At 65.2% G+C, this 25670-nt stretch carries 8 protein-coding genes; 6 read left to right on the top strand and 2 right to left on the bottom strand.

Annotated elements, in window-relative coordinates; genetic code table 11:
* Positions 1-103 precede the first annotated feature (103 nt).
* Positions 104-16810 (top strand): hypothetical protein, encoded by a 16707-nt coding sequence (locus tag ACFE8X_RS10295; protein ID WP_375451378.1) that lies wholly within the window; start codon positions 104-106, stop codon positions 16808-16810.
* A 30-nt stretch (positions 16811-16840) separates the two neighbouring features.
* On the opposite strand, the gene ACFE8X_RS10290 is transcribed toward ACFE8X_RS10295, so the two are convergent.
* On the bottom strand, positions 16841-18160 hold the full coding sequence (locus tag ACFE8X_RS10290; protein ID WP_375451377.1) for an HlyD family type I secretion periplasmic adaptor subunit: 1320 nt from the start codon (positions 18158-18160) through the stop codon (positions 16841-16843).
* Positions 18161-18272: 112 nt separating this feature from the next.
* On the opposite strand from ACFE8X_RS10290, the gene ACFE8X_RS10285 reads away from it, so the two are divergent.
* The 4 genes from ACFE8X_RS10285 to ACFE8X_RS10270 all read left to right on the top strand — a co-directional run bounded on the left by ACFE8X_RS10285 (position 18273) and on the right by ACFE8X_RS10270 (position 23737).
* Positions 18273-20480 (top strand): ATP-binding cassette domain-containing protein, encoded by a 2208-nt coding sequence (locus ACFE8X_RS10285; RefSeq protein ID WP_375451376.1) that lies wholly within the window; start codon positions 18273-18275, stop codon positions 20478-20480.
* A 6-nt stretch (positions 20481-20486) separates the two neighbouring features.
* Complete coding sequence (locus tag ACFE8X_RS10280) at positions 20487-21860, top strand: hypothetical protein (RefSeq protein WP_375451375.1); 1374 nt, start codon at positions 20487-20489, stop codon at positions 21858-21860.
* A gap of 86 nt (positions 21861-21946) precedes the next feature.
* Positions 21947-23371, top strand: a complete 1425-nt coding sequence (locus ACFE8X_RS10275; protein WP_375451374.1) for a hypothetical protein — start codon at positions 21947-21949, stop codon at positions 23369-23371.
* A gap of 3 nt (positions 23372-23374) precedes the next feature.
* Complete coding sequence (locus ACFE8X_RS10270) at positions 23375-23737, top strand: PilZ domain-containing protein (RefSeq protein WP_375451373.1); 363 nt, start codon at positions 23375-23377, stop codon at positions 23735-23737.
* A 73-nt stretch (positions 23738-23810) separates the two neighbouring features.
* On the opposite strand, the gene ACFE8X_RS10265 is transcribed toward ACFE8X_RS10270, so the two are convergent.
* On the bottom strand, positions 23811-24464 hold the full coding sequence (locus ACFE8X_RS10265) for a TetR/AcrR family transcriptional regulator (protein WP_375451372.1): 654 nt from the start codon (positions 24462-24464) through the stop codon (positions 23811-23813).
* An 87-nt stretch (positions 24465-24551) separates the two neighbouring features.
* Between ACFE8X_RS10265 and ACFE8X_RS10260 the strand changes: the two genes are divergently transcribed.
* Entirely contained in the window at positions 24552-25670 is a 1119-nt protein-coding gene (locus ACFE8X_RS10260) for an efflux RND transporter periplasmic adaptor subunit (RefSeq protein ID WP_375451371.1), read from the top strand.

Genomic DNA, 25670 nt, shown 5'->3' with positions numbered 1-25670 from the left:
TGGTAATCATTATGAACCAAAGTTACTGGCCAACGCCAGAGCTGCGTCTAACTGGTGAATTGCCGTCCGGCCATTCGGCCTTTCACAGGTTCATTGCAGCGCCATGGTCGAAACTCCCAACAAGGATGCAGCAGGGGCGGTCACGGTTCAGGACCTGACCAATGGCGCGGCGCCGGACGGCGCCGACAAGGTCATCGACAAGCCCGATGCGGGCGGCACGCTGGTGGTCGATGTCAGCGAAGGCCAGCATCTGGTATTTTCGTTCGAGCTGCAGGACGTTTCGATCAATCTGTCGGACGTCGACCTGATCATTACCTTTCCCGACGGCGCCAAGATCATCCTGCTCGAATTCGGCCTGCTTTCGGCGCTGGACGCTATTCCCGCGCTGGAGTTCGACGGCCTTGAAGTGCTGCCCAAGGATGTGATCTCGCAGGTGGGTCAGTTCGACAGCGCCTCCCTGAGCGACGAGACGGTTCGCTCCTCCATGGCGCAGAGCAAGCTCGACAGCCCGCCGGCACCGGACGCGAAGCCGGCCGACACTGCGGCACCTGCTGCCCAGCCCGCCCAGGAGGTCCAGGCCCCGGTCAAGCCGCTGCCCAAGGATCTGATCGACAACAAGAAGGGCAATTCCTACGCCGAGTTCGACCGTTCCCATGTCGACGACGACATGGGTGCGGCCCAGCACAACCGGCGGTTCGACGAGAGTTCATCGAGCAGCGGCACATCCAACAAGACCGGCATTTCCAATATTTTGCCCGATTCGGAAATCTCGCTACGGGTATTCGGGATCACCGAGCAGACGATCTCCCGCCTCGATAGCGGCGAAACCCTGATCGTGGGTGCAACGGCACGGGCCCCGGCCGCGACCGATCCGAGCCATGCCGTGCAGGCCGCCGCCGAAGTGCTGACCGGCACGACAGGTCGCGACATCATTTATGCCGATGACGCCGACCTGGCGCCCAGCGGCACCAGCAGCCGCGCGGTAGAGGTCACCCTCGATCTGCCGTTCCTGGCCTATACGCCGACCAGCCTGATCGTGACTGCCCTGCCTGCGGGCATGTCCATCCTGGGCGCAACGCGCGTGGAGAACGGCTGGGCCCTGGCGGTCGATCCGACCCATCCGCTGGTGCAGACGCTGATCCTCAACTACACCCTGCCCGAAGACGGCAGTCCCAGCGATGCCAACGGCTTCTACAACACGGCGTCGCTGACGATCCAATACACGCTGCAGAAATCGGACGGGACCGAAGGCATTTCTGTCGCCACGACGACGATCGGCCTACGTGATGTGTTCAGCGACGCCGATCTCTACTTTACCGACCCCACCACCGGTAATGTCACCACCGCCATCGATGCGTTGCCTCCGGGCAATATAATCGACGCCGGCAATGGCGACGATCTGATCTACCTGGGCGCAGGCGCCGATCAGCTGGCCGGCGGCGGCGGCACGGACACCGCTTCCTATGCGCAGTCGAGCGCCGCGGTCAGCGTCGACCTCGCTGCCGGCACTGCCTCGGGCGGCTATGCGCGTGGCGACGTTCTGGCGGGAATCGAAAATCTCGAAGGGTCTCGCTACGCGGACCGGCTCACCGGCAATGGCGGCGCGAACGAGCTGCAGGGACTTGGCGGCGCCGATATGCTCGATGGTGGTGCCGGTATCGACACGGCCAGCTACGCCAAATCCGCCGCAGGCGTTGCGGTGGATTTGCTGACCGGGCTTGGCGCGGGCGGCGACGCGGCTGGTGACGTCCTGAGCGCAATCGAGAACCTGACCGGTTCGGCCAGTGCCGACGCCTTGCATGGCGACGCTGCCGCCAATCTGATCGATGGTGGTGCCGGCGACGATGACATCGGTGGCGGCGGCGGCGCGGACGTGCTGATCGGCGGCGCAGGGTTCGATACGCTCGACTATTCGCGCTCGTCCGCCGCGGTGTCGATCGATCTGGGTGCGGGAACCGCGAGCGGTGGCGAGGCGACCGGCGACAGTTTTACCAGCTTTGAGGGCGTGACCGGCTCGAGCTATGACGACACACTTACCGGCGATGGCAATGCCAATACGCTTGCTGGCGGCGCAGGTGACGATACGCTGTCGGGTGGTGACGGGAACGACACGCTGCGGGGCGGGGCGGGCGACGACTGGCTCGATGGCGGCCTTGGCGCCGACGCCTTGGATGGCGGGGCCGGCAGCGACACCGTTACCTATGCCGGCTCGGATCGCGCCATTGCCGTGGATCTGTCGGCCGGCATCGGCAGCAACGGCATGGCGGCGGGTGACAGCTATGTCGGCATCGAAAATGTCATCGGTTCGGATTTTGCCGATAGCCTGACCGGCGATGCCGCAAGCAACCAGCTCATCGGCGGGCTCGGCGACGACCGGTTGCAAGGGCTTGGCGGGGCCGATGTGATCGATGGCGGGAGTGGCACCGATACCGCTTCCTATGCCGCCTCGAGCCTGGGCGTGACCATCGACCTGGCGGCCGGAACGGGGCTGGGTGGCGATGCTGCCGGCGACACCTTGATCGGCATCGAGCGCGTCGAAGGCAGCGCCTTTGCCGACGTGCTGTTTGGCGATGGCGGCGATAACGTCCTCAGCGGTGGCGCCGGCAATGACCGGCTCGAAGGCCGTGGCGGTGCCGATCTGCTGCGCGGCGGTGTTGGCATCGACACGGTCGATTACGCGGCATCGGGGAGCGGGGTCACCATCGACCTGCTGCTGGGCACCGGCACCGGTGGCGATGCCCAGGGCGACCAGCTCGAGGACATTGAAAACGTTACCGGTTCGGCCTTGGACGATACGCTGCTGGGCACTGCAGCCGCCAACCGTCTGGAAGGCGGGGCGGGCGACGACGTGTTGGCCGGCGAGGGCGGGGCGGACCAGCTTTATGGCGGGGCCGGCAATGATACGGCCAGCTATGCCCGCTCGGCTGTCGGCATCGCGCTCGATCTGGGTCTCGGCGCCGGCACGGCGGGCGACGCGGCAGGCGATACGCTGACCGATATCGAAAATGTCATCGGTTCGGGCAATGCCGATACCATTGTCGGCGATGCCAACGGCAACCGGCTTGAGGGTGGCGCCGGCGGCGACGTGCTGCGTGGCCAGGCCGGCGACGACGACCTTTATGGCGGCGATGGCAATGACCTGCTCGAAGGCGGTGGCGGCGCCGACTTTATCGATGGTGGTGCCGGCATCGACGCGGTCGACTATTCCGGCTCCGGCACTGCCGTCATCGTCGACCTGCAGGCGTCGACGGCGACCGGTGGCGATGCCAATGGAGATACTTACCTGAATATCGAAAACGTCATTGGCTCGGCCCTTTCGGACCAGCTGTTCGGCGATGCCGGCGACAATACGCTGAGTGGCGGTGCCGGCAACGACATCCTGCGTGGCCGGGACGGCACCGATACGCTGATCGGCGGCACGGGGATCGACACGGCGGATTATAGCCAGTCGGCGGTTGCCGTGCAGGTCGATCTCACAGCCGGGCTTGCTACCGGCGGCGAGGCCGAAGGCGACAGCTTCGTCAGCATCGAGAACATCCTGGGTTCCGACCTGGACGACACCATCCGCGGCAATGCCCTGGACAACCGGCTCGAAGGCGGGCTGGGCAACGACGTGCTGGAGGGTGGCGCCGGAGCCGACGTCATCGTCGGTGGCGCCGGCGTCGACACCGCCAGCTATGCGGGCTCGTTCGAGGGCATTGCGATCGACCTGGCCTTGGGCCTGGGCAGTGGCGGCGATGCCACCGGCGACACGTTCACCGGCATCGAAAATATCGATGGCTCGGGCAGCAACGACACCATTACCGGTGACGCTCAGGCCAACCGACTACGCGGCGGCTCGGGCGATGACGCCATCAATGGCGGCGCCGGCAATGACCAGCTTTTTGGCGACAGCGGCGACGACGTGCTCGAAGGTGGCGCGGGCGCCGATAGCCTGCAGGGGGGCGCGGGCCTCGATGCGATCAGCTATGCCGGCTCCCTGTCCGCGGTCACCATCAACCTGACACTCAACAGCGCCACGGGCGGCGATGCGGCGGGCGACAGTTTCTCCTCGATCGAAGCGGTAATCGGCTCGGCCTTCAATGACACGCTGATCGGCAACGGCCTGGACAACCGGCTGAGCGGCGCCGCCGGCAACGACGTGCTGATCGGCTATGCCGGCGCGGACACGCTCGATGGCGGCGACGGCACCGATATCGCCGATTACAGCGCCTCGGGACAGGCCGTAACGGTCAGCCTGGCGACCGGCGTCGGTTCGGGTGGCGATGCGCAGGGAGACGTCCTTAACGGCATCGAAAATCTGATCGGCACCGCCGGCGATGACAGCCTGACCGGCAATGCGCTCGCCAACGTGCTGACCGGTGGTGACGGCGATGATGTCTTGTCCGGCCTTGCCGGTGCCGACCAGCTCAATGGCGGCGATGGCAACGACACCCTGACGGGCGGCAGCGGCGCCGACATGCTCGACGGCGGCACCGGTAGCGACACGGCCAGCTATGCTGGCTCGGCGGCCGGGGTGTCCATCGATCTGGGCACGGCGAGCTATGCGGGCGGCGATGCGGCCGGCGACACCCTGACCAGTATCGAGAACGTCATTGGCTCGGTCCTGGCGGATAGCCTGAGCGGCGATACGCAAGACAACCGGCTGTCGGGTGGCTCGGGGGACGACGCCATTTCAGGCGGTCTTGGTGCCGACACGCTGGAAGGCGAATTCGGCAACGATACCCTGATCGGCGGTCTTGGCAGCGATCTGCTCGATGGCGGCACGGGCGTCGATACGGCGGATTACAGCGCCTCGGGTTCGGCTGTGACTGTCAGCCTGAGCGCCCTTATCGGCTTTGGCGGCGATGCCGAAGGCGATGCATTGCTCAGCATCGAAAACCTGATCGGCTCGAGTTTCGACGACAGTCTGATCGGCAACAATCTGCTCAATACGCTCAGCGGTGGCGCCGGCGACGATACGCTCGAAGGCGGCAGCGCGGCCGATACTCTGATCGGTGGCGCCGGCAACGATACCGCGAGCTATTCGACCTCGCTGTCGGCGGTCAACGTGAATTTGACCACCGGCCTGGGGACCGGCGGCGATGCGCAGGGTGATACCCTGAGCGGCATCGAAAATCTTGCGGGTTCGTCCAATGCCGACACGCTGACCGGCGACGGCGCGGCCAACAGGCTCAATGGCGCCAGCGGCGACGATATGCTCTCCGGCCTCGGGGGCGCCGATATCCTGATCGGCGGCGACGGTGCGGACACGGCGGACTACGCCGCCTCGGGCGTCGCCGTCACAGTTGATCTGGCGGCGGGCACGGCCAGCGGGGGCGACGCGACCGGCGACAGTTTTACCTCGATCGAAAACGTGCGTGGCTCGGCCTTCGACGATCTGCTGACAGGCGATGTCGGCGCCAACCGGCTCGACGGTGGCGCCAGCAACGACCGCCTGCAAGGCGGCGTCGGCGCGGATACCCTGCTGGGCGGGACCGGCATCGATTTTGCCGATTATTCCGGTTCGGGCGGCGCCGTCACGGTCAACCTGACAACGGGCTCAGGCTCCGGTGGTGATGCGCAGGGCGACACGCTGAGTGGTATCGAAAACCTTGCCGGTTCGGCGGGCAATGACAGCCTTACCGGCGATGGGCTCGACAACCGCCTCGAGGGCAATGACGGCGACGATACGCTATCGGGCCTGTCCGGCTCGGACATGCTGGTGGGCGGGCTGGGCAATGACATTCTGGCGGGCGGCGCCGGGGCGGATAGCCTGGATGGTGGCGCCGGTCTCGATACGGCCGATTATGCAAGCTCGTCTGCGGCGGTCATCGTCAATCTTGGCACCGGCACCGGATTGGGTGGCGATGCCGCGGGCGACAGCTATACCGGCATCGAAAACGTCACCGGCTCCGCCTTGGACGATATTCTCACCGGCGACGGCAATGGGAACCTTTTGATCGGCGGCGCGGGCAACGACATCCTCGTTGGTGGCCTTGGCGCCGACACACTGGCCGGCGGGACGGGCAGCGATACCGCCGATTATGCCGCTTCGGCCAGTGCGGTTACCGTCGACCTGAATGCCGGCGCCGGCCTTGGCGGCAGTGCTGCCGGCGATGTTCTGAGTGAGATCGAGAACCTTACCGGGTCCGCATTTTCCGACACGCTGACGGGCGATAGCGCGGCCAATACGCTGACCGGCAATGCCGGCAACGACATGCTGGTCGGCAACGGCGGCAATGATACCCTGTCGGGCGGCGACGGCGACGACCAGCTCGATGGCGGGCTTGGCCTGGACAGCCTGCAGGGTGGACTGGGCAATGATATCCTGGAAGGCGGCGTCGGTGCCGACAGCCTGAGTGGCGGCGCGGGGACCGATACGGCGCGCTATGTCGCCTCGGCGAGTGCGGTGACGGTGAGCCTGGTCACCGGAATGGGTACGGCCGGTGACGCAACCGGCGACACGCTGAGCGGTATCGAGAACCTCACGGGCTCGGCCGGCAATGACGATCTGACCGGCGACGGCAGCGTCAACGTGCTTGACGGCGGCAGCGGCGACGACCGGCTGGTCGGCCTCGGCGGTGCCGACGTGCTGCGCGGCGGCTCCGGCTCCGATACGGCCGACTACAGCGGCTCCGCGGTTGCGGTCACCATCGATCTGTCTGCCAACACCGCGACCGGGGGGGACGCGAGCGGGGACACGTTCGATTCGATCGAAAACCTTTTGGGTTCGGACGGCAATGACGTGCTGACCGGCGATATTGGCAACAACCGTCTCGACGGTGGAGCGGGCAATGATCGCCTGATCGGCGCAGCGGGTGCGGACACCCTGATCGGCGGCAGCGGCATCGACACGGCCGACTATTCCGGCGCGGCGGGCGCCGTGACCATCGATCTGGCCAATGGCACCGGCCTTGGGTCGGACGCGCAAGGGGACACGTTGACCGGCATTGAAAACATCATCGGCTCGGCCGGCAATGACGTGCTGACGGGTGACGCCAATGCCAATCGCCTTGAAGGTGGCACCGGCAACGATCAGCTTCTCGGCCTGGCCGGCAACGATGCATTGGTGGGCGGGGACGGCAATGACGCGCTGGCCGGCGGGGTGGGCGCCGACATGCTGGACGGCGGTCTGGGTCTCGATAGCGCCGACTATTCGACTTCGAGTGCCGGGGTTTCGGTTAACCTCTCGACCGGCGTCGGCCTGGGTGGCGATGCGCAGGGCGACAGCTTCGCCGCCATCGAAAACCTCACGGGCTCGGGTTTCGACGATACGCTGACGGGCGACAGCGGCGCCAACGCGATCACCGGCGGCGCCGGCAACGACACGCTGATCGGTGGCTTGGGCGCTGACGCCCTGGTGGGCGGCACGGGCACCGATATCGCCGACTACGCCGCTTCGGCTTCTGCCGTCACGGTTGACCTCTTGGCCGGAACCGGGCTGGGCGGCGCGGCGGCAGGCGATACGCTGGCCGAGATCGAGAATGTGAGCGGCTCGGCCTTCGACGACGTGCTCGATGGCGACAACCTGGCCAATACGCTGTTGGGCAATGGGGGCAATGACATCCTGTCGGCCCTGGGCGGCAATGACACCGTCGATGGTGGCGCCGGCAATGATCGGCTCGAGGGCGGCGTGGGGACCGACACCCTGCTTGGCGGCATCGGCGACGACGTGCTCGAAGGTGGCACCGGCGCGGACGTGCTGACCGGCGGCAGCGGCATCGACACGGCAGCCTATGTCGGAGCCCTGAGCGGCGTCACCGTCAACCTGACCACCGGCATGGGCACTGCGGGCGATGCGACCGGCGACACGCTGAGCGGCATCGAGAACCTTACCGGCTCCAGCTTCGCCGATAGCCTGACCGGCGACGGCGCGGCCAACCTGATCGATGCGGGCGCGAGCGACGATATCCTGGCCGGGCTGGGCGGCGCCGATATCTTGCGCGGGGGCGCCGGCTCGGACACCGTCGACTATTCCACCTCGGCGGTTGCCGTGACGATCAACCTGGCGGCCAATACAGCCAGCGGCGGGGACGCGGCCGGCGACAGCTTCAATTCCATCGAGAACCTGATCGGCTCGGATGGCGACGATAGTCTTGCCGGGGACGCCGGGATCAATACGCTGGATGGCGTCGCCGGCAATGACCGGTTGACCGGCGGCAGCGGTGCCGACGTGCTCATCGGCGGCAGCGGCATCGATACCGCGGATTATTCGAGCGCCGCGGGCGCCGTATCGGTCAGCCTGACCACTGGGCTTGGCACCGGAGCAGATGCCCAGGGCGATACGCTGGCGGGCATCGAAAGCCTGATCGGCTCGGGCAGCGACGATATGCTGACCGGCGATGCCGGGGTCAACCGGCTGGACGGTGGATTGGGCAATGACAGCCTGCTCGGCATGGCTGGCGACGATGCGCTGGTCGGCGGCGGCGGCAATGACGTCCTGGCGGGTGGCCTGGGCGCCGACAGCCTGGATGGCGGCGCCGGCAGCGACACGGCGGACTATTCCACCTCGGCCTTGGCCGTCACTGTCAACCTTGGCGCAGGCACCGGCACGGGCGGGGATGCGACCGGGGACAGCTATGTCAGCATGGAAAACCTGACCGGGTCTGGCCTCGACGACGTTTTGACCGGCGACGGCAATGCCAATATCCTGACGGGCGGGGCAGGCGACGACACGCTCGTGGGTGGTCTGGGCGCCGATACGCTGATCGGTGGCACGGGTCGCGACACCGCCAATTATGCAGCATCGGCCATCGGGGTGACGATATCGCTGGACGGAACGGCGGGCGCCGGTGGAACCGCGGCCGGCGATACGCTGAGCGGTATCGAAGTGCTGAACGGCTCGGCCTTCGTCGATGCGCTGGGCGGCACCGCGGCAGACGAGTTCTTTTACGGCAATGGCGGCGATGACTTTATCGAGGGCCGTGGCGGCGCCGACGCCGTCGATGGTGGCGCGGGCAATGACACGGCGTCCTATGCCAATTCATTCAATGGGGTGACCATCGACCTGGCGGCCGGTACCGGCATTGGCGGCGATGGGCAAGGCGATACGCTGTTCAGCATCGAGACCGTGATCGGCTCGTCGCGCGACGACGTCTTGTCCGCGGCGGCCACCGGCAGCACCCTGCTGGGCGGATCGGGCGACGATATGCTTTACGGCAATGCCGGGGCCGATGTGCTGCGCGGCGGCGACAATGCCGATACGCTGGTGGGTCGCGGCGGCGCCGATACGCTCGATGGCGGTGCAGGCATCGATACGCTCGACTACCAGGCATCGGGATCTGCCGTCGTCGTCAACCTGGCACTCGGGAGCGGCATGGGCGGCGATGCGCAGGGCGACATCATCAGCGCTGCCGAAAACGTCATCGGCTCGGGGTTCGACGACAGCCTCGTCGGCGACAACAACAACAATACGCTCGAAGGCGGGCTGGGCGACGACCTGCTGGAAGGGGGGTCCGGATCGGACCGCCTGCGCGGCGGCGGCGGCAATGATACGGCACGCTACGCGGCTTCGGCGGTGGGGGTGATCGTTACGCTGGCCGGCGGGTTCGGCCTGGGCGGCGATGCGCAGGGCGACGAACTGCTCGATGTCGAGAATGTGGAAGGCTCCGGCTTCGACGACAGCCTGACGGGCAGTTCGGGCAGCAACGTGCTGGTTGGCGGGGGCGGCAACGATACGCTGGTGGGGCTGGCCGGCGCCGACCATTTCGATGGCGGCGTTGGTGCCGATCGCGTCAGCTATATCGACTCGATCCAGGCCGTAACGGTCAATCTGGACACGAACACGGCGAGCGGTGGCGATGCGGCGGGGGACACGTTTGCCGGCATCGAACGGATCGATGGCTCGGCCCTGGGCGACGTCTTGGTCGCGGCGGCCACGGGTAGTGACCTGCGCGGCTTGGCCGGCAACGACGTTCTGACCGGCGGGGCCGGTGTCGATACCCTTTATGGCGGCGATGGCGACGACACCCTGTCGGGTCTTGGCGGGGCCGATTTCCTTTATGGCGGGGACGCCAACGATACATTGATCGGTGGCGGCGGGGCCGACTTGCTGAACGGCAATGCGGGCACTGACACCGCCGACTATTCGAGCTCCGCAGCCCCGGTTACCGTCAACCTGGCATCGGGCACCGGCCTTGGCGGCGATGCCCAGGGCGATACGCTGATCGAAATCGAGAACCTGGTCGGTACCGTCGGCGACGACACGCTGATCGGGGACAACAACGTCAACCAGCTGTCGGGTGGCAACGGCGCCGATATCATCGAAGGCGGGGCGGGGGCCGACGGGCTGATCGGCGGCGCCGGGATCGACACCGGGCGTTATCTCAATTCCAGTTCGGCCGTTACGGTCGATCTTGGCGCGGGGACCGGCCTTGGCGGCGACGCGCAGGGCGATACGCTTTCGGGCATCGAAAATCTCAGCGGTTCGATCTATAACGATACGCTGATCGGCAATGGCGTGGTCAATACGCTGGACGGCGGCATTGGCGATGACGTCCTGGTGGGTGGCGCCGGAGCGGACGTGCTGATCGGTGGTGCCGGATCGGACACCGCCTCATATCAAACCGCGACCGCCGGCACGATCGCGAGCCTTATGACCCCGGCCAACAATACGCTGGATGCCTTGGGCGATAGCTATACCAGCATCGAGAACCTGACCGGGTCGGCCTTTGCCGATACCCTGACGGGCGATGCCGCCGGCAATATCCTGACGGGCGGGGCCGGCAACGACAGCCTCAACGGCAGCGCCGGCGACGACACGCTTTATGGCGGCGGCGATGACGATATGCTGGTGGGCGGGCTGGGCGCAGACCTGATCTATGGCGGGACCGGCATCGATACGCTGGACTATTCCGCGTCCGCCAGCGGCATCGCCATCCGGCTCGACGGTGCGGCCAGCGCGGGCGGCGATGCGCAGGGCGATCGGCTGTTCGAGATCGAGCGCATCATCGGCAGTGCGTTCAACGACAGCTTCGATGGCACCAGTGCCGCCGACTATGTCGATGGCGGCCTGGGCGACGACAATTTCAACAGCAGCGGCGGCGCCGATACCTATGTCGGCGGCACCGGCATCGATACGGTCAACTACGGCAATTCGGGCGCCGTCGACGTCAACCTGACCACGGGCACCCATTCGGGCAGCAATGCCGTCGGCGACACCTTGACCGATATCGACAACCTGACCGGGTCCAACAGCAACGACGTGCTGACCGGCAATGCCGGCGACAACCGCATTCTGGGCGGCACCGGCAACGACACCATCTCGGGCATGGATGGCAATGATGACCTGCGCGGCGGCTCCGGGCTGGACACAATCTATGGCGGGGTCGGCAACGACGCCATCATCGGTGAGGACGGCGCCGATATCCTTTATGGCGAAGCCGGCAATGACAGCCTGAATGGCGGCGACAGCGACGATCGCCTGATCGGCGGCGCCGGGGCGGACGCGCTCGCTGGCAGTCTGGGCATCGATACCGCTGAATACAGCACGGCGACATCGGCGGTCTCGGTCAGCCTGACCGCCGGTACCGGCACGCTGGGCGATGGCCTGGGCGACACCCTCACCGCCATCGAGAACCTGACCGGCTCGGACTACGCCGATACACTGATCGGGGACGCGTCCAACAACATCCTGACCGGCGGGTTGGGCGACGATATCCTCGAGGGTCGTGCCGGCAGCGATACCCTGGCCGGCGGCGCGGGCAGCGATACGGCCAGCTACGCCAATGCGACGGGCGGGGTAACGGTTTCGCTGGGCAGTGGTCTGGGCACTTCGGGCGAGGCGCTCGGCGACCAGTTGAGCGGCATCGAGAACCTCACCGGCTCGGGATTTGCCGACAGTCTCAGCGGCGACGCCAATATCAATATCATCAATGCCGGCGCCGGCAATGACGACATCGGCGACGGTGCGGGGGCCGACACGGTCAATGGCGGCGACGGCAACGACACCATCTATGGCGGCGACGGCGCCGACATCGTCGATGGCGGCAACGGGTACGACCGGCTGACATTTGAAGGCGTCGGCACTGCGGTTACCGTCAACTTGCAGACCGGGCTCGGTACCGCTGGCTACGCCGCAGGCGACACCTACGCCAATATCGAGGAAGTCACCGGCTCCAATGCCGGTGACACCCTGACCGCGTCCGATACCGGCAGCGTGATCGACGGCTATGGCGGCAACGACACGCTCAATGGCGGCACGACGGGCGATACCCTGCGCGGTGGCGATGGCAATGACACCATCTTTGGCAATGGGGGCAATGACGTCATCGGCGGCGGCAATGGCAGCGACACGCTTTACGGCGGCGATGGCAACGATACCATCAATGGCGATGCCGGCAACGATACAATCTGGGGCGACCTCGGCAACGACGCCATCAATGGTGGAAGCGAGACGGACGTCGTCGATTATTCGCTGTCCGGCGCGGTCACGGTAGACCTCAACGGCACCGGCATTGGCGGCTTTGCGGCCGGCGACACCTATGCCGGCATCGAAAACGTCATCGGCAGCGCCAATGCGGATACGATTTCGGGCACCGCTGGTGCGAACATGCTGAGTGGTGGGCTGGGCGACGATATCTTGGCAGGTCGCGCCGGCGCCGATACGCTGGATGGCGGTGGCGGGTTCGACTTCGCCGACTATTCGGCAGCGGGGACTGCCGTCAGTGTCAACATGACGAGCGGCGTGCATGCCGGAACCGACGCCCTAGGCGACATGCTGATCGCGATCGAAGGCATTACCGGCTCAATTTATGACGATACACTGACCGGCGACGCCGCCGTCAACACCATCCGGGGCGGGTTGGGCAATGACCGAATCTGGGGCGGCGCCGGCGGCGATACGCTTGATGGCGGCGGCGGCATCGATATACTGGACTATTCCGCCTCGTCCGCTCCCGTCACGATAAACCTTCTGGCTGCGACCGCGGCGGGTGGCGATGCGGCTGGCGACGTCCTCTCGAACTTCGAGAACATCATTGGCTCCGCCGGCGCCGACACCCTCACAGGCAATACGCTCGACAATCGCATCGAGGGCGGGGACGGCAGTGACACCTTATCGGGCGGCGACGGCATCGACACCATTTTGGGCATGGAGGACGACGACACCCTCTATGGCGGCATCGGCGCCGACTATTTGGATGGCGGCGACGACGACGACACGGTCTTTGGCGGCGATGGCGACGACACCATCCTGGGTGGCGACGAAGATGACGTGCTGGGTGGCGAAGCCGGCAATGACACGATCAACGCCGGCAATGGCATCGACCGTGTTGCCGGTGGCGCCGGTGCGGATGCGCTCGATGGCGGCATCGGTGTCGATACCCTGGACTACACCGCCTCGGGCGCTGGCGTCACGATCAATCTAGCCACGAGCACCGCCTCCGGCGGTGACGCTGCGGGCGACACCATCACCAATTTCGAGAACATCGACGGTTCCGCCCAAGCCGATGCGCTGACCGGGGATGCCGGCGTCAACGTACTCAAGGGCAATGCCGGCAACGACGTTTTGGCCGGCAATGGGGGAGACGACACGCTCGATGGCGGCAATGGCAACGACACGCTGATCGGCGGTCTGGGCGCCGATGCGCTCGATGGCGGCGCCGGAACCGACAGCGCCGACTACTCGGCCTCGGCCTTGGCGATCATCCTGCGGCTCGATGGCGTGGCCTCGGCTGGCGGCGACGCGGCCGGCGACCGCCTGACCGGCATCGAGACCGTTGTCGGGACCGCCTATAACGACACCATTACCGGTACGGCCGCCGCCGAAGATTTCACCGGCGGCGCGGGCAATGACATCCTGATCGGTGCCGGCGGCGCGGACCGGCTGGATGGCGGCCTGGGTATCGACACGGTCAGCTATACCGGCACCATCTCGGCCGTTACCGTCAACCTGACCAGTGGCGTCAATACGGGCGGCGACGCGGCGGGCGATATCTTTGTCTCGATCGAGAACGTCACCGGTTCGCTGGCCTCGGACACCATGACCGGAGATGGCAATGACAACGTGCTCGACGGCAGCCTGGGCAATGACGCGATTTCGGGCGCCAGCGGCAACGATACGCTGATCGGCAGCGATGGCGACGACAGTATTTACGGCGAGGACGGCAACGACACCATCGCCGGCGGCAACGACAACGATACCCTGGACGGCGGCACGGGCAATGACACAATCGATGGCGGTGCCGGCAACGACACCGTCACCGGCGGTGAAGGCGCCGACGTGCTGGTCGGCGGCTCGGGCACCGACACGGCCGATTACAGCGCCTCCAATGCCGGCGTCACCATCGACCTGGGAGCCGGGACCGGCCTGGGTGGACACGCGCAGGGCGATACCCTGTCCGGATTCGAGAATGTCATCGGGTCGGCCTTTGCCGATACCCTGACCGGCGACGGCAATGCCAACCGGCTGACCGGCGGGTCCGGCAACGACATGCTGATCGGCGGCGGCGGCGCCGACATCCTGGTTGCCGGCGACAGCGACGATACCCTGGTGGGCGGGGCCGGGGCGGACGATCTACAGGGGGATGCCGGCTTCGACACCGCGACCTATGCAGCATCGGCCTCCGGCGTCACCGTGTACATGAACCATGCGGTATCCTCGGGTGGCGATGCTGCGGGCGACGTGCTGGCCGGGATCGAGCAGGTCATCGGTTCGGCCTTCGACGACGTGATCGCGGGTACGGCGAGCAGCAGCGAACAATTGCGCGGTGGCAATGGCGATGACCGCCTCGATGGCGGTGCGGGCAGCGATATTCTCGATGGCGGCGCCGGCACTGACACCGCCGACTATTCGGGCTCGAGCAGCGGCGTCACCGTCGACCTATTGGCCGGAACGGCCGCCGGCGGCGATGCCGCGGGCGACACGCTGGTCTCGATCGAGCGGCTGGTCGGCTCGGCCTCTGCCGATACGCTGAGCGGCGATGCCGGCAACAACCAGCTCGACGGCGGCGACGGTGCCGATGCCCTCTTTGGCGGTGCCGGCAACGACATCGTCAATGGCGGCAATGGCGATGATACACTGGTTGGCGGCTCCGGCTCCGACACGCTGAGCGGTGGCGCGGGGATCGACACAGCCGATTACTCGGCATCGGCAAGTGCCGTGACGATCAACCTGGCCGCCGCGACGGCTGCGGGCGGCGACGCTGCGGGCGACGCGCTCAGCGGCATCGAGAACCTGATCGGGTCCGCCCTCAACGACACGCTGACCGGCGATGGCAATGCCAACGTGCTGAGCGGCGGGGTCGGTGCCGATACGCTTTCGGGCGGTGCCGGCAACGACACTCTCGATGGCGGCAATGGCGACGACAGCTTGAGCGGCGGCGCGGGTGCCGACGCGCTCACCGGCGGCGCCGGCACGGACACGGCCGACTATTCGGGCTCGGGCGCCGGTGTCACGGTTCGCCTCGACGGTGGCGCCTCTTCGGGTGGCGACGCTGCCGGGGATACACTGTCCGGGATCGAGCGCGTCATCGGCTCGGCGCTTGCCGATACGCTGACCGGCACGGCCGTCGCCGAGGAACTGATCGGCGGGGACGGCGACGACACGATGCAGGGTGGCGCCGGCGGCGACATTCTGACCGGGGGCCTCGGCATCGACACGCTGGACTATTCGGGCTCGGCAGGCGGGGTTACCGTCAATCTGGCCACCAATGCCGCAGCGGGTGGCGATGCGGCCGGCGACACCATTTCGGGTTTCGAAAACCTGACCGGCTCGGGCAGCGCCGATACGCTGGCCGGCAATGGCATGGCCAATCGCCTGACCGGCGGTGGCGGCAGCGATACGCTGATCGGCGCGGGTGGCGCCGATTTCCTCATGGGTGACGGCGGTTTTGACACGGCCGACTATTCCGGCTCGAGCGCGGGCGTGACGGTCTACCTGAATGGCGCGACCAGCACCGGCGGCGACGCGCAGGGCGATACCCTGGGCAGCATCGAGCAGGTCATTGGCTCGGGTCAGGCCGATACCCTGGTTGGAACGGCCAGCGGCGGGGAAACGCTCAATGGTGGCGATGGCAATGACACCCTGATCGGTGGCGGCGGCGCTGACAGCCTGATGGGCGGCAATGGCACCGATATTGCCGACTATTCGGCTTCGGGATCGGGCGTCACGGTCAATCTCGACGGCAACATATCTTCGGGTGGCGATGCCCAAGGCGATACGCTCAGCGGCATCGAGACGGTCAATGGCTCGGGTTATGACGATATCCTCAACGGCACCGGCGCGGCCGAGACGCTCAATGGCGGCAATGGTGACGATAGCCTGGTGGGCGGCGCTGGCGCAGATGCGCTCAACGGGGGCACCGGTATCGACACCGTCGATTATTCAACGTCTTCGGCGGGCATCACCCTGCGCTTTGATGGCGCCGCCGCGAGCGGCGGCGATGCGGCCGGGGACACGCTGAGCGGCATCGAGCGCGCGATCGGCTCGACCCACAACGACAATTTCCTGATCGACACGGGCATGATCAGCCTGCCCAATGCCCATATCGATGGCGGGGCAGGCAGCGATACGGTCACGTTCAACGCAGCGGGCAGCGTCACCGATGCCAGCGCATTGAGTTCGATCCTGACCAATACGGAAATCATCGACTTCAGCCAGGCCGGTGTCGCGGCCAATCTGACCATTTCTGCGGCCAATGTGCAGGCGATCACCGGTGGCGGCAACACCCTCGCCATGAACATCAATCTGGCGGGAAACGACAGTATCGCGGTGGATGCGGGGTCAGGCGTGGTCGATACCAGCACGGTCGGCAACAGCACGACCTATGACTTCTGGGACGCCGGCCACACCACGCAACTGGCGCAACTGATCGTCAATGGCAGCTAGGCGCGTTGACGATCGGGAAGCTGCGTTGGGCTACTGGCGCAGCGCGTTTTCGCTGATGCGGCGGATCGGCTGCAACAGGTAGTCGAGCACGGTATTGGACCCCGTCAGCACATCGACCTCGGCCAGCATGCCGGGCAATACCGGCTGGTCGGGCCCGAACGATTGCACACTTGCCTCCACCCGGACGCGGAAATAGGGCTCGCCGCTCTCGTCCTGCAGGGCGTCCGGGGAAATCTCGACGATCTTGCCGTGCAGGCCACCGTAGACCGAATAGTTGTAGGCGCTGATCTTGATGACGCTATCGAGGCCCGGATAGATATCGCCGCGGTCCTTGGGCGACACCCTGGCTTCAATCGAAACCGACGCGTCCGAGGGCACGATCTGCAGCAGGGTCTGGCCCGGCTGCACCACGCCGCCGACCGTGGAGACCAGCAGCCGGTTGATCCGGCCGCTGATCGGGGCGGTCACATTGGTGCGTTCCGAGCGGTCCGTCATGGCCGTGATGGTTTCCTTGAGCTTGGCAATCTTGATCTGGGCGTCGCCCCGGTCGTTCTCCGCATCGGCGCGGAACTGCAATTGGGCCTCGCTGCGGCGACGCACCAGTTCGCTCAGGCCGGATTCGTATTGCGGGATCTGAAATTGCAGATCGTCCATCTGCGTGCGGATATCCTGCAACTGGCTTTGGCGGTCGAGCAGGGTATTGCGTGAAGCGGCCCCCTGCTCCACAAGCCCGGTCAGGCTCGTGACCTGCTGCTGCATCAGGTCATAGGCCTGCCTGATATTGGTCAGGCGCGTCTGCCGCTCGACCAGGCCCAGCCGCTGCTGCTTGGCCTGATCATCAAAGATCGCCAATTGCTCGTCGAGATTGGCCTGCCGCCGTTCGAACAGCGCGGCCTCGTTATCGATCAGTTCGGGATAGCGGTCGCCCTCGATCGGGGGCGGGTTGAACGTCTCTGCGCCACTGGCCTCGGCATCGAGGCGGGCAAAACGCACCGTTTGTGCCGCCAGGTCGACGCGAATTTGTTGCATTTCGGCCAGGTTGAAGCTGTTTTGCACCCGCACCAGCACGTCCCCGGCTTTGACCAGGTCACCCTCGTGCACCAGGATGTCGGAGATGATGCCGCCTTCCATGTGCTGCACCACCTGGTTTTGCGCCGTGGGAATGACGCGGCCGTCGGCCCGCGTGACTTCCTCGATGGCGGTCGAGCCGGCCCAGATGAAAAAGCTGCCAAAGCCGAGCAATGTCACCAGGATGAAAATGGCGTTGGAGGATCGCCCGATCCGCTCGGTGGCAGGGGCGAAAAAGGTGGTGTGGGGCGGATCGGCGTTGTCGCTTGCGGCCAGGGTCATCGCAATATCCGCTACCAAGGGACTGAACTGCCTCTTTTACTACCAGTTAAGCTTAACCAGATGTTTAACCCCAGCGGCTACTTATAAGCGCAAGTGCCATTGGGGTCATTCCGTGCAATCGCAAACCGCGCCAGACGACAGCGCTACCGAACCAACGGTTTCCCCGGCATCCGTGGCTGGTCTGCGCCAACGGATCATCGACAATTTTTCATTCCGTCGCGGCAAGCCGAAGGGTCTGGGCCTGCCGCTGGTCCTGGCCTTGCGCCAGGCAATGGCGGTCGGGGCTGTTCCCGAGCTCCCATCCGATCATGTTCTGCTCGCGCGGTTTGGCGAGCAGCCAGCCTTCGACAACCTGATCGAACTGGCGCGCGAGCACGGCATGGCGCTGGCCGTCCGACAGCACGCCCGCTTGTTTGCCGGTGCACAGTTCCCCTATGCAATTGTTCTCAAGGACGGCTCGGCGGTCGCGATTACCGGCGTGGCTCCGAAGCGACAACTGGTGTGCCACACCGCCGATGGCGTCAAACATATGACGGCGCGTCACCTGCAGCGCCTGTCCTCGGGGCGGGTGATCGGGGTGTCACGGGTCATGCCGGACGCGGAGACTGCCGGCGCCCATTCGGCATGGGCCAACCTGATCCGCCTGGCCAAGCTCGTCGCCGGTGCCCGCAAGAGCCAGTTGACGCAGTTGATGGCCGCAGCCTTTCTCAGCAATCTGCTGCTGGTGGTGCTGCCGCTCTTCATCACCGCGGTTTACGATCGCGTCGTGCCCTACGGCGCCTTCGAAACGCTCGCTGCGCTCAGCATCGGGGTCGTCATCGTCTTTGCCATCGATGTTGGTTTGCGGCTCGCGCGGGTCAATCTTCAAGAGGCCATCGGCGTGACCATCAGCGTGGCGTTGCAGAACCAGTTTTATCGCAAGCTGGTGCGCGCGCCCCTGGCAGCCAATACGGGAGCCGCGTCTGGGGTCACGGCCCTGCTGCATGAGGTGGACGGTGCGTCGCTGACCATGCCGACGCTGATGGTCAGCCTCCTGGCCGATTTGCCGTTTGTCCTGCTGATGCTGATGCTGGTGGCCCATCTGGGCGGCGTCGTGGTCATGGTGCCGCTGCTGGGCGTCCTGCTCATCGCCGTGATATCCGCCGTCGGCAGCGGTCGTGCCAAGCAGGCGGCCGGGCTGGCGCATCGCCTGCGGATCAAGGTGCAGGACCAAGCCAACGAGTCGACCTCCATGCTGGCCACCATCAAGGCTGCCCGCGCCGAGGGACAGTTGATCGGGCGCTGGGCGCAGGCCACCGATGCCTCCGCCTATGCCTCGCACAGTTCGCGCCAGACATCGGCCTGGTCGGGTCAGATTTCGCTGGTCGCCACCCAGTTGGTCATCGCCTTCACGGTGGTTGTCGGGGCCATCCAGATCAGTGAAGGCGACATGACGCTGGGCAATCTGGCCGCCTGTGTCCTCCTGGTCGGGCGCATCATCGCGCCGGCCAATACCATCGTGACGAGTATCGGCTCGCTGGCCAATATGCGCGGCGCCATCGGCGGTTTCTTCGCGGTGATCGACCGCGCCGAGGAGGCGGGCGGTGACGAACGCGCGCTGGCCGGCCAATCGCTCAAGGGCACGATCGACCTGCATGCGGTACGCTTTGCCTATCCCGGCAATGCGACGGCCTCGCTCGATGGCGTGACGCTGAGCATCGCTGCCGGGGAACGCGTCGGCATCATCGGCCGCAATGGCTGCGGCAAGAGCACGCTGCTCAAACTGCTGCCCCGCCTCTATGAGCCGCAAAGCGGCACCATGCTGTTCGACGGTACCGATTCCCGCCAATTGGCGCCCCAGCACCTGCGGCGCTCGATCAGCCTGATGGCGCAGGATACGGTGCTGATGAACGACACGTTGCGCGCCAATATCTGCCTTGGCCTGGACAGCGTCGATCCGCTGGCGTTCGAGCAGGCCGCGACCCTGTCGGGCGTCGCCGAATTTGCCCGCCGGCACCCGCAGGGCTACAGCGTCAATGTCGGTCCGCGCGGGGAATTCCTGTCGGGCGGCGAGCGCCAGGCCGTCGGCCTGGCCCGCGTCCTGCTCAACAATCCGCGCATCCTGCTGCTCGACGAGCCGACCGCAGCCATGGACAATACGGCCGAGAACAACCTGATCCGCACCATGCCGGCCTTTCTCGAGGGCCGCACCTTGATCCTGGCGACCCATCGCATGCAGTTGCTCACGCTGGTCGATCGCATCATCTGGATGGAACAGGGCCGCGTCGTGGCAGATGGCCCCAAGGCGCAGGTCCTGGCATCCCTGCAGAAGGTCGCGTGATCGCAGATGGCAAGACTTGTCGAGGAAGAAGAGAACTACTGGCCGGGCTTCGTGGATGCGCTGTCCACCATCGTCATGGTGGTGACGTTCCTGCTGATCATTCTGGGCGTGGTGATCTTTGCGATATCCACCCAGGTGTCCAAGGCGCTGAGCGAAGGCACCATGATCAGCGAACAGGCCATTGCCAACCAGACCAGCGCCTTGACCGCCGAACTGGATGACAGCAAGCAGCAGGTCGCAGCGCTGACCGCGGCCCGGCAACAGGCGGCTGCGCAGGCCGCCGGCGCTGCCGATGCCCTTGCCGCAAGTGCCGCCGCCCAGGCAGCGGCCGAGGCTGAGACCAAGCGCATTGCCGAGGCGCAGCAAGAGGCCGAGACCAAGGCGGCCGAACTCGCCCAGCAACTGGCCCGGACCACGGATGCCCAGACTGCGGCGCAAGCTCAAGCCGTCACTTTGGCGGCCCAACTGCAGGCCAAATCGGCGGCAGAGCAGGCAGCACTCGCCGAGACAGCCACCGTAGCCGAGCAGTTGGAGACCACATCGCAGGTCGCGGCGCAGCAAGCGCTGCAACTGGCTGCCAGTGCCGTAAGCCAACAGGCAGCGCAGCAACAGGCCGACGCAGCAACCGCCGCACTTGCCGCAAAGTCGGCGCTGGCCGAGGCTGCAGAGACCAAGGCCGCGGCGGTTGCGGCGCAGTTGGACGCCACGACGCAGACGGTGGCGGAACAGGCGCGGAACCTGACCGAGCAGCAACAAGCCAATCAGTCCCTCGCGCATCAGGCGGCCGCAACCCAGGCGGCTCTGGACGCAGCCCAGGCTGAAGCCGCGGCCAAGACCGCCGCGCTGGCCGAAACGCAGCAGCAACTCGAACAGCAGGTGCAGGCCGTCGCCAAGCTGACCGAAACGATCGCCACCCAGAACGAAACTGCGGCCGATGCACCGACGCAGGACGAGGCCGTCACTGCCGACAACACGATGCAGGTCACATCGCGGCCCGACTTCAACGCCACCGAAATCGTCGTCCAAGCCGAAGAAGATGCCAAGGAGGAGAAGCCGGTGGTTGTCACTGCGGCGCGCGAAGTCCTGACCGTGCGCTTCCAGTCGGGCTCTGTCGACATGAGTGCCGATGCCGATACGCAGGCCCTGCAGTTCGTGACCGCCAACAAGACCATTCTCAGCCAGCGCACGATATCGCTGTGGTCGTTCTACGACGGCAATACCCTGGCGCTGACCCAAGCCAAGCGCAGTGCCTATTTCCGGCTGCTGGCGGTGCGCAATGCGCTTCTCGAGGGACAAGTTGCGGGGGCGAGTATCGACATCAGCGTTCGCGTCGCCGAAACCCCGGAGGACGTGGATACGGTAAAGGCTTTCTTGCAATAGTTCAGTCGAGCCCCGGCAAATTCAATCAATTTGCAAGGGTTTGTGCCGATAGTCATGCCAACCATTTGTATCGATTAGGTCGCGCAATGCCAAAACGGCTCAAACTGCCGCGTTTGATCTCTCCCAAGGCCTTCATTACCCCGTTTCTCGACCTGCCCAAGGCGGTCAAGGGGCCGATGGCGCGCATTTCGGTGGTCTTTGGCCTGTTGCTGGCGGTTGGGTCCTGGCAGTCCGAATTCGTCTACCACGCCATCATGTCCAACGTTTACCTGAACCTGGCGATCTGGGGGACGTTCTTTTTCGGCGTGGTGCTGACCTATCGCAATATGCTGCGCATGAAGAACGAGGACCTGGCGTTCCGAGCCCTTCGGGAAATGTACGAGGATGCCAAGAACCTGCGCATGGGGCGCGTGACCGACCCGATGTGGCGGCACTACCGCTGCAACGAACTGGCCGTCGTGTTTGACAAGCCCGAAGTGCTCGGCCACGCCTACCAGTTGATTTCCGAGGAACTGGCCAATGGCAAGGATGTGCACGTCACGACCGGGACGATGCAGACGCTGATCGATTCGATCCAGCTCCGTCTCGACGAGCGCCGGTCGCTGACGCAATATATCTCCGGCATCCTGATCCTGCTGGGCCTCATCGGAACCTTTATCGGTCTGATGGAAACCCTGGCATCGGTCGGCAAGATCCTGGGCGAGCTGGATATTTCGGGCGCCGATCCAACCGGCGCGATCGCCAAGCTCCTGGCGAACCTGCAAATTCCGCTGCGCGGCATGTCAGTCGGTTTCTCGGCCTCGCTGTTTGGCGCGATCACCTCGCTGGTCTTATCAATGATGGTGCGGTTCTCGGCCATGGCCTTTTCCGAATTCACCCAGGATTTCGAAGGGTGGCTGGCCAATATCGTGCAGATCGACGGCGAAGGCGAAATCACGGGAAGTTCGGTTTCCAACCTGATGGAAGCCAAGCAGCTCAACCTCGTGCTTCGGGCTGCCCGTATCAGCGTGTCCTCGAATGCGCGCCTCAACGCGCAACTCGACGCTCTTTCCACCAATATGGTGGAATTGGCCCGGGTCACCGCAGGTCAGACGCATGCGGTCCAGAGCGTCCTTGGCGGGATCGGCGAACTCCAGGAGCAGGGGCGCATTCTCGGCCAGGCCATGGCGAGAAATCTCGAGACCATCCGCTCCGTCTCCGTGAACCTTGATGCGAAGAGCGAAATCGTCGAGGCCACGCATTCACTCAGCCGCCAACTGGAAGCCAGAGACCATGCATTGGCTCAAAGCCTGTCGACGCTCGACCAGACGCTCACAGTCCTGCGGCAACGCGACGCCGAGGCGGCATTGCTGCCGACCCCCCAGGCCAACGAGGCCTTTCGCCTGCTTGAAGAACTCAAGGCAAGCCTGCTGACGGGCGAACTGGGGAAGGTGCGCGACCGGCTCTGGAACGACGACGACGCTCCCGTCGAGGCCAACATGATGTCAACTGCCGCAGCCCGCCAAGGATAGACGATGACCACGACCGAAAATGTTATCGATACCGCCACGCTGCGCCGCCGCCTGCAACAGGACGAACAAAAAAACGCGCACAAGCGCCGCTTCGAGCGTCACGCCACCTTCATCGTGGGGCGGCTGGTCGTCGTGAGCAATGCCCAGCACATCGACGGGGTCATCAACGAAATCTCGCTCGGCGGCATGCGCTTTCGTCCTGCATCGCAATATTTGCAGCGGCGAGATGGCGAAATCGTGAGCCTGCTTATCGAGGATCGCTCGTTTTCAGGGCGCATTCGCGCCTCCAGGCCTGACGGTTACGGTATCGAATTGCTTGAAATGATGTCGGAAGACACCATGATCCCGTTGCTGACCAAGATTTAAGGTCAGGCCCTCTCGCTCACCAGTCATGCCGCGCCCGCTGCACTGGATTTGACAACCGGGTCACCGGCGCGATTCAAGCGGGATCGTTTTCGGTTTGTATCAGCAAAGCGCGCAGCATGCTGAGATGGTTCTGATAATATGATGCGTGGTCGGAGATGTCTTCCAGGGCGACCATGCGCATGATGGTGGTGCCGATCAGGGGGCTGAGCAGGAACGATGGCGCGTAGTCGCGGGCGCTCTGCCGGAACTCGCCGCGTTCGCACCCACGTTCGATAATCAGCGACACGATCGAGAACGTAGGCTGGACAAAGTTGCGGTGGTGCCGCTCCAGCAGGTCGCGGAAGGTATTGCCCTCGGCGATCAGGAAGCGAATGATTTCCTTGGTATAGTAGTGATCGGTTATCACGGCGTAGAGGTCCGTGAGAAAAAGGCTGATGACCTCGAACGCCGAGGCGTCGTCCAGCGCGCGCTCATAGTGCAGGCTTTCGATGACGGGTTGGGACAACTCCCCCACCATGGCCTCGAACAGCTGTTCCTTGTTGGCGAAATACACGTAAAGCGTACCCTTGGTGACCCCGACACGGGCGGCGATGTCGTCCAGCCGCGTCGCGGCATAGCCTTTTTGCAAGAATTCCTCGAAGGCCGCTTCCAAGATTTCACGGGGGCGGGCCTGCTTGCGCGCTGCCCGTGGGCCACGGGGTGATTTGTCGACCTGCGTTTCACTCATTTTAAGCATGTCCTCCGTGCAACGATATTTTCATTGACTGATCAGTTAGTCAATACTATGTGTCGGCTATCGCGCTGGAGATATCGCATGTTCCCCTATCGCCCGCTTGCCAACGCCAAGCCGTCCCGATCGGTTCGACCCTACAGGCTATTGCCGTTGATGGCAGGCGCGGTCGCGCTGTTGCTGACCGCATGCCAGCCCAACATGGTGGCCGCACGCAAGACGCCCCTGCCGGTGGACACGGTGATTGCGGCCAAGACGGATTATGTGTCCAAGGCCGCCTTGACCGGCGAAATCCAGGCGCAGTTGACCACCAATCTGGCGTTCCAGGTAGGTGGCCAGGTCACCGAGCGGTTGGTGAGCGTGGGCGACTTCGTCCACACCGACCAGGTCCTGGCCCGGCTCGACCCCGCTGAGCAGATTGCCGACCGCGACGCGGCCGAGTCGGCGCTGGCTGTGGCGCAATCGCAATTAGCGCAGGCGCAACTGACACGCGAACGCCAGCAGCGCCTGTTCGACCAGGGGCTCGCCACGCGTAGCGCTTATGACGGCGTGGTGGAGGCGTTCACCACCAGCCAGAGCGCCCTCGAAAGTGCCCAGGCCACCCTGGGCAGCGCCAACGAGGCGCTGGCGCAAACCGAGTTGCGCGCTTTTGCCGATGGGATCGTTACCGAACGCAGCATCGAGGTGGGGCAGGTGGTGCAGGCGGGGCAGACCAGCTTTACCGTGGCCAATGGCGGGCTGCGGGAAGCGGTCATCAATGTCAATGAAGGGGTTTTGACCGACACCTTCGAAAACCAGTCCTTCATCGTATCGATGTCGGGGGCTCCGAACATCAATGCGCCGGCGACCCTGCGCGAGATTTCCCCCACCGTCGATCAGGAGTCGGGGTCGGTCAAGGTCACCTTGGCAATCCAGGCACCGCCCAGCGAAATGACCCTTGGCTCGGTGGTCCAGACCACGGCGGCCTACCAGTCGGTCGAGGCGATCGTGTTACCGGCCAGCGCCCTGACCTCCGACAATGGCCTGCCGGCGGTGTGGGTGGTGGCGCCCGAGAGCAACAGCGTTTCGCTGCGCAAGATCGAGCTCAGTGCCTTCGATTCCGAGGCCCTGGTGGTCGCCAGCGGCATCGAGGCGGGTGAACGCATCGTGACGGCGGGCGCCAGCCTGCTTTATCCGCAACAGGTCGTCTCCTTCAAGGAATAG

It is taken from the genome of uncultured Devosia sp. (assembly GCF_964244875.1).
Classification (GTDB): domain Bacteria; phylum Pseudomonadota; class Alphaproteobacteria; order Rhizobiales; family Devosiaceae; genus Devosia.
Note: the sequence above shows the minus strand (reverse complement) of the source record. Positions and strands in the feature narration are given on the sequence as shown.

Excerpts from the sequence above, each read along its gene's own strand:
- ACFE8X_RS10290 (WP_375451377.1), bottom strand. The coding sequence starts at position 18,160 with ATGACCCTGGCCGCAAGCGACAACGCCGATCCGCCCCACACCACCTTT.
- ACFE8X_RS10260 (WP_375451371.1), top strand. The coding sequence starts at position 24,552 with ATGTTCCCCTATCGCCCGCTTGCCAACGCCAAGCCGTCCCGATCGGTT.
- ACFE8X_RS10295 (WP_375451378.1), top strand. The coding sequence starts at position 104 with ATGGTCGAAACTCCCAACAAGGATGCAGCAGGGGCGGTCACGGTTCAG.
- ACFE8X_RS10280 (WP_375451375.1), top strand. The coding sequence starts at position 20,487 with ATGGCAAGACTTGTCGAGGAAGAAGAGAACTACTGGCCGGGCTTCGTG.
- ACFE8X_RS10270 (WP_375451373.1), top strand. The coding sequence starts at position 23,375 with ATGACCACGACCGAAAATGTTATCGATACCGCCACGCTGCGCCGCCGC.
- ACFE8X_RS10275 (WP_375451374.1), top strand. The coding sequence starts at position 21,947 with ATGCCAAAACGGCTCAAACTGCCGCGTTTGATCTCTCCCAAGGCCTTC.
- ACFE8X_RS10265 (WP_375451372.1), bottom strand. The coding sequence starts at position 24,464 with ATGAGTGAAACGCAGGTCGACAAATCACCCCGTGGCCCACGGGCAGCG.